Genomic DNA, 6,171 nt, shown 5'->3' on the forward strand with positions numbered 1-6,171 from the left:
TGTTTTTTCTCCACACTGTAATACGCGGCTTATGTGGTCGCTGCGGCTTTTTACGTTACCACCGTCCATCTTTAAGCTGATGTTCTAAGTCACCCAAGCAACGTGTCTCTGTGCGACTGACAAGGCCAAATCTGCTATTTACCATCTGGCCCATGCCGGCCACCTCCAAATTTTGGGCAAAATAAAAACGCCACGCTATTTAGCACGACGTCTATTATCCTTACACCATCTTATCGAGCCGAGCACCCGCCTGTGCCCACTCCGGAAACTCATACCCGTATTTACTATGAATTAATCATGATATCGCCACCTCCTGACCATATGCAAAAAAAACAGTGATTAGCTGAACTTTTCGATAAATCTATTAAAAGTTTCCGTAGTCCCATTTGCAATTAGTACAACTAAAGCTTCATAGCTAATTTATCAAATTCTTGTATATCAATACCCGTTGCTCCAATTAAATCAAGAATAATCTCCTTTGCTAAGTCTTTACTATAGGAATTTAATTGTTCTGTGAAATCTGGCTCTTCACTTTCATACAGGCCATTGAGCAGTGGAATAATGTAACTATAGATATACACTATTAGTGGATATTCTTTTAATTCCACCAAAACGGTATCAGTTATCCCATCGCTAACCATTTTAGATTTTCTCGTATCAACAACAATTTGATTATGAACATCAACTTTAAAATATACCTTGTTACCACGCTCAGTTAACTCCATTCCGACACTTCTCAATGGAAACTGTCGGGCGATATGCATCTTTAAGACTGATAAATCAGTAATATTAGGTGAGCGACCAATTATCATATCTTGCAAATCATCTCGTTGAATTGTTCCCGAGAACGCATTCATTGCTGGCAATCCAATATCAGAATTAATTTGCCTGTTGTTTCGATCATATTTCCAAAACATCCAAGCAAAAAAGTTATCTTCAAGATAATCAGTACATTCAACATTGTCGTTGCCAATCAATTGAAGGATTTGGTCAACTCTAGTTTTGTCACTAGTGAATATAGCAACATATACTGCATCATCTACCTTTTACCAAGCAATTGATGAAATGCTAGCTAACGCTAGTCCTAGTGATAAATTGTCTAAACGCTTGCAAGCAATCTTTGCCCAAGCATCTATTTCTCGGCGTGATATGTTGGGTGCAATGATTGGCGCCGGTATGAATATTGCTCCTATGTCAATAAATGGCACATCTTTTTCTAAACACTCGTTCTAATTCTGTCGGAATTAAACCAACTGATGTAATTTGAGGTTCGGATTACCAAGTCCTCAAAATTGGAAAAAGTTGTTTGAAAGGCAAACTCTCTCTTCAACAATGAGTGAAAAGCTTCAATTGGCCCATTATCATAAGGATAACCTTGTTTTGAGTATGAGTGGCTAATCTGATGCCGTTCAAGTAAAGTTTCAACTTCGTTGCTGGTGTACTGTGAACCCATGTCAGAGTGAAAATATTGTGGCTTTTGATGACATTCAAGCGCCTGATTAATCGTTTCTACAACTAACGTCGCCTCCATCTGACGACCAATCTTGAAAGCAAGAACTTGATGAACCTTTGGTTCGTAAATAGAACTGAGATAAACCCAGGTTCCTGGACGTAATTCCAAATAAGTAATGTCAGCACGCCATATCCTTGCATTGGGCTGGTGCTTGATTAAATTGGGCCGTTGTGAATGATCCACATGAGTGCCAGGTTTTTTAAATCGCCGATTCATTAAAGAGTGAATCTCCATTTCCCTCATTAATCGTAAAATTCGTTTTGACCCAACACAGATGCCTGACTTGCGAAGCACCATCGTTATTCGTGGATAACCATAGGCACGATAATTATTTTCCCAAATCAATTTAATTTTTTCTTTGAGCTGATTATCAACACGTTCGTGTTGACTAGGTTGATATCTTTTCCAATGGTAATAGGTGCTGCGCGGTAATTTCAGTGCCGAAAGAATAATTGATAAGCGGTGTCGCAATAACTGATCTTCTATGAAGACAAGGCAATTAATTCGTCCTAATGCTTTCCCAGTAACACCGCCGCAGCTTTTAAAATTTCAAGTTCCTCCTTTAATCGCTGATTTTCCCTTTGAAGTTGTTTGAATTCTTTGGACGTTACTTCAGTACCGTCTTCTAGCTCAACTGATTTAGCGCCTTTAACCCAATTCCGAATTGAATCGGCTGAAGGACCGTATTCCTTGGATAATTCATCGGATCGTCGTCCCGCTTTAACCATCTCCACAATGGACTTTTTTAAGTCCTCTTCATAACGTGTAACCATAAATAAAAATGCTCCTATGATGATATTTTACCAAACTAGCAAAACTAGTCCGGAATCTCATCATAAGAGCATGTATACTTGTGTATAGTAAGTTTGCTGAACTGCAACAAATACAGGAGGAACAAATGTTTTTAGCAATTAGAGAGATTAAAAAAGAAAAACTACGGTACGGCTTGATTCTAACAGTCGTCGTCTTAATCAGTTATTTGATTTTCATTTTAAGTGCCCTGGCGCTCGGGCTGGCAACAGCTAACACCGCTGCGGTGGACAGCTGGCAGTCTAAGTCCTTTGTAATGACCAAAGACGCTAATGGCAATGCCGGACAGTCATTACTGACAACGAAACAGGTGGATCAGTTAAGCGACGACAAAACCGCAACACTTGGCATTACACCAGTTAATATGAAAATTGGCGGAAAACGTGAATCCGCACAATTCGTTGGGATGAATAACGACGAGTACATCGCTAAAAACCTACAATTAACCAAGGGGCACTTGCCAAAGGCAGCTAACGAAGTCGTCCTCGCTGACTCAGTTGATAAGGATATTTACGGTATGGGGGATAAAATTTCGATTGGGTTATCTGATACGAAATATAAAATCGTGGGTTATGCGAAAAATGCCACGTATAACACCGCACCTGTTATTTATGGCGCGTTAGCGCAATGGCGTGTCATTAAGGGCGTGTCAGATCAATTCCAAGGTAGCGTAGTTACTTCAAAAACGTCACAATCGGTCGATGATAAAGCATTAAAGACTTATTCATACCAAGCCTTTATCAATAAATTGCCAGGTTATACACCGCAAAAAGCGACGTTTGGTCTCATGATTGGCTTCCTGATTGTCATTTCATTGATTGTGATTACCATCTTCCTCTACATTCTAACGGTTCAAAAATTGCCTAACTTGGCAGTTTTGCGTGCACAAGGCATTCCAAATCGTTTCTTGGCCCAAAATACGTTATTTGAGACGTTCTTTATTATGGCAACTGGTATCGTCGTTGGTGCTGTACTATCGGCATTAACTGAATTTGGGATTCCAGATAGCGTACCAATGGCATTTGATTGGGGATTGATGGGACTCATTGCGGCCGGATTGATGGTAACCGGGTTACTGGGTGCAATCATTCCGATTCGTGTGATTAGTAAGATTGATCCGGTATCAGTAATTGGAGGTTAAAAAGATGCGTGAAGAAAAACTAGCCCTTGAACACGTGACGAAACAATTTGGTCAGAAAACTAATTTAGTTACGGCACTAGAAGACGTCAGTTTAGCGTTTAAAGCTGGTGAGGTGTCGCTTATCATTGGTCCTTCAGGATCTGGTAAAAGTACCTTGCTAACCATTTTAGGCGGGTTACAGACACCAACAGACGGCTCAGTTCGTTTGAATGGTCACGACATCAGTGATTTGAGTACCAAAGAAGCCGAAAAAACACGACTTGAACAAATCGGTTTCGTCTTACAGGCGTACAATCTCGTGCCATATTTAACCGTAGCAGACCAATTCAAACTTGTTGACCAGGTGAAGCCTAACAATAACCTCAGTCAAGATGGATTTGACAAAATTATTGAAACGCTAGGCATTCAAAAATTATTAAACAAATACCCTGGCGAATTGTCTGGCGGTCAACAACAGCGCGTTGCAATTGCCCGTGCGTTGTATACAGACCCGGCGATCATCCTAGCCGATGAACCTACGGCAGCATTAGATACGGCACGTGTCAAAGAAGTTGGCCAACTTTTTGCTAATATTGCGCATGACGAGGAAAAAGCAGTCGTCATCGTCACGCACGATGATCGTCTGCGAGAGTTTTCTGATAATGTCTACAAAATTGTCGACGGAAAACTATCTAATACGGACTGATTAACACACTTGCTCTTATGCTGATATTCCGGACTAGTTTTTCTCGTTTGGTAAAATATCATCATAAGAGCAATAGATTATTTAGTTATGTTTTTGTCGAGCTTGCATTTTTGCTAGTCCGCTTGTAGCAAGGGTTTCAGCCCAATATAATAACTAAAATTTATAAGGTTACTTTTCAAATGTGTTGATTATCCATTGCAGAGAAAAGAACACAATAAAAATGATAAGAATAGGAAGCAGTCTAGCCAGCCAAATATTGATGTTTGGATATTGTGACAGAGTATGATAGAGCCATTGGGCAATTATAAAAGCGCCCAATCCGCTGACGATTTATTTGATGTTTTTATACATGTTATTTCTCCAATATATTCATACTAATATAGTACCTATAATACCATTAAACAAAAAAACAGCCCCTATTATCTATCCACTAGATAACGGGGGCTGTTTTATAGGGGCGATTAAAAGGCACAAATAACCCCTCAAAAACGTTGTTAAAATAGCCCCCAATATCTACATTATAGATATTGGGGGCTATTTTAATTTATTTTTTTATAAGTGCCCCTAAACTATAGCTATTGATTCAAGATTTCATGGGAGCCAGTTGCAACCAATAACAAAATCAATTCATCATGATCTAGCTGATAAATAACAATCCAGTTGTCATAATTTTTACCATAGTTGCCATATCTGGCAGGGTGAAATTCACGATAGCCACGCCAATTTCCTTTTAATGCATGATCTTTAATCTGTTTCAAAACAAGTACATCTTGTTCAACAATTGCTTCTAAACAAGGCTTCAAGACAGTTATTGGGAAATGTTTTTTGACTAGTTTTTTTAATTCACGTTCAAAAGATTTGGTCTGTTTAATTTGCATCTAACTTATCGATCCAATCTTCAAAGTCAGTCAATGAACCAATGTTTTTGACCTGCCCTGTTTCTGCTTCTTTTTTAGCGGCTAAGGCTTCCGGAGAATCTAAAAAGCTGACTAATCGAACTTCATTATTGGCCGCTTTAACTAACGATAAGCGTATATACTCAGAAACGGTTAGCCCTTGTTTTGCTAGATTAGCTTTAGCCCGTTCACTAATGTCAGGTGTTACACGAGTTGAAATTGTCTTGTTTTTAATAATAGTATTACTCATTCTAATCCGCCTCCTTTAAGTTTACCATCGTACTACATTATAATATTCGATTTTTAGGTTTTCTGCAACTAAATTAATTTTAAAGTAAAGGAACTAACAGCTTATGCAACAAGTTGTCTTACCCATCAAAGATTCAAACGTTCTTAGAAGCTGTCTCAGGAATCAGCTTACATCCAGTTGGATTGAAGTCAATATTTGAGACAGATTTTAAGAGACATTCAGAACCGCGTTTACCTTCCACAGCTCAAATAAATCATTAATCGTGATTAATAACTTATTTGAACCATGGAAAGCATTAAATCAGGCGGCCATTTGGCTCGTAAGTGTTGCGATTTCAACTTGTAAGGGGGTCTGGTAGCCCAGTGAACTATGAATTCTCTTCCTATTGTAGAAAGCATGCACATATTCAAAAAGGACAGCAGCGGCAGTTTCATAATTCTCAAAGACCGGCACTGGATAAACACATTCCTTTTTGAGGGAAGCATGAAAAGATTCCATTGGTGCATTATCGTATGGACACCCCTTACGGCTGTAAGAGTGGCGGATATGTAGTTCTGTTAACCGTTGGTTGTAATCATCGCTGGTGTACTGTGATCCTAAGTCTGTGTGGATAATCAGGTCCCCAGTAATGGTTCGATTTTTAACCGCGCTTTCAAGGGTCTTTAAGACTAAATCAGTAGCCATCTTTTTTGAGAACGAATAGCCGATAATCCGTCGTGAGTGCAGGTCCATGATGGTTGATAAGTAACACCAGCCATTACGCTTCGTTTGAATATAGGTCATATCAGCGGTCCATTTTTGATTTAAACCAGTGGTCGAGAAATCCTGCTTAAGCAAGTTGGGACGCTGTTCAACCTTGGTTTTGGAAGCCGAAGC

Annotated in this window: 7 protein-coding genes; 2 read left to right on the forward strand and 5 right to left on the reverse strand. The window is 39.3% G+C overall.

Annotated features, from left to right (window positions below):
* Positions 1-401 precede the first annotated feature (401 nt).
* Positions 402-977 carry a hypothetical protein gene (locus EKM83_RS12610; protein ID WP_035457754.1) on the reverse strand — a complete coding sequence of 192 codons (576 nt, stop codon included), beginning with the start codon at positions 975-977 and terminating at the stop codon, positions 402-404.
* Between the two features lie 239 nt (positions 978-1,216).
* Positions 1,217-2,286, reverse strand: a protein-coding gene (locus EKM83_RS12620) for an IS3 family transposase (RefSeq protein WP_125577913.1) whose coding sequence is annotated in 2 segments (ribosomal slippage) — positions 1,217-2,058 and positions 2,058-2,286 — 1,071 coding nt in all. Because the reading frame shifts where the segments join, the coding sequence is not laid out codon by codon here.
* A 125-nt stretch (positions 2,287-2,411) separates the two neighbouring features.
* Here EKM83_RS12620 and EKM83_RS12625 point away from each other — a divergent pair.
* Complete coding sequence (locus EKM83_RS12625; protein ID WP_046811107.1) at positions 2,412-3,464, forward strand: ABC transporter permease; 1,053 nt, start codon at positions 2,412-2,414, stop codon at positions 3,462-3,464.
* A gap of 4 nt (positions 3,465-3,468) precedes the next feature.
* Entirely contained in the window at positions 3,469-4,149 is a 681-nt protein-coding gene (locus EKM83_RS12630) for an ABC transporter ATP-binding protein (RefSeq protein ID WP_046811108.1), read from the forward strand.
* Positions 4,150-4,724: 575 nt separating this feature from the next.
* Here EKM83_RS12630 and EKM83_RS12635 read toward each other — a convergent pair.
* The 3 genes from EKM83_RS12635 to EKM83_RS12645 form a co-directional block, all read right to left on the reverse strand.
* On the reverse strand, positions 4,725-5,027 hold the full coding sequence (locus EKM83_RS12635) for a type II toxin-antitoxin system YafQ family toxin (protein WP_005917927.1): 303 nt from the start codon (positions 5,025-5,027) through the stop codon (positions 4,725-4,727).
* On the reverse strand, positions 5,017-5,295 hold the full coding sequence (locus EKM83_RS12640; protein ID WP_003625288.1) for a plasmid mobilization protein: 279 nt from the start codon (positions 5,293-5,295) through the stop codon (positions 5,017-5,019). Before EKM83_RS12640 ends, EKM83_RS12635 begins: the two co-directional genes overlap by 11 nt.
* 300 nt (positions 5,296-5,595) lie before the next feature.
* The coding region (locus tag EKM83_RS12645; protein WP_263853791.1) for an IS3 family transposase at positions 5,596-6,171 on the reverse strand (576 nt) is incomplete at its 5' end.

Source organism: Levilactobacillus angrenensis (genome assembly GCF_003946085.1).
In the GTDB taxonomy this organism is placed as follows: Bacteria; Bacillota; Bacilli; order Lactobacillales; family Lactobacillaceae; genus Levilactobacillus; species Levilactobacillus angrenensis.

Excerpts from the sequence above, each read along its gene's own strand:
- EKM83_RS12630 (WP_046811108.1), top strand. The coding sequence starts at position 3,469 with ATGCGTGAAGAAAAACTAGCCCTTGAACACGTGACGAAACAATTTGGT.
- EKM83_RS12625 (WP_046811107.1), top strand. The coding sequence starts at position 2,412 with ATGTTTTTAGCAATTAGAGAGATTAAAAAAGAAAAACTACGGTACGGC.
- EKM83_RS12635 (WP_005917927.1), bottom strand. The coding sequence starts at position 5,027 with ATGCAAATTAAACAGACCAAATCTTTTGAACGTGAATTAAAAAAACTA.
- EKM83_RS12640 (WP_003625288.1), bottom strand. The coding sequence starts at position 5,295 with ATGAGTAATACTATTATTAAAAACAAGACAATTTCAACTCGTGTAACA.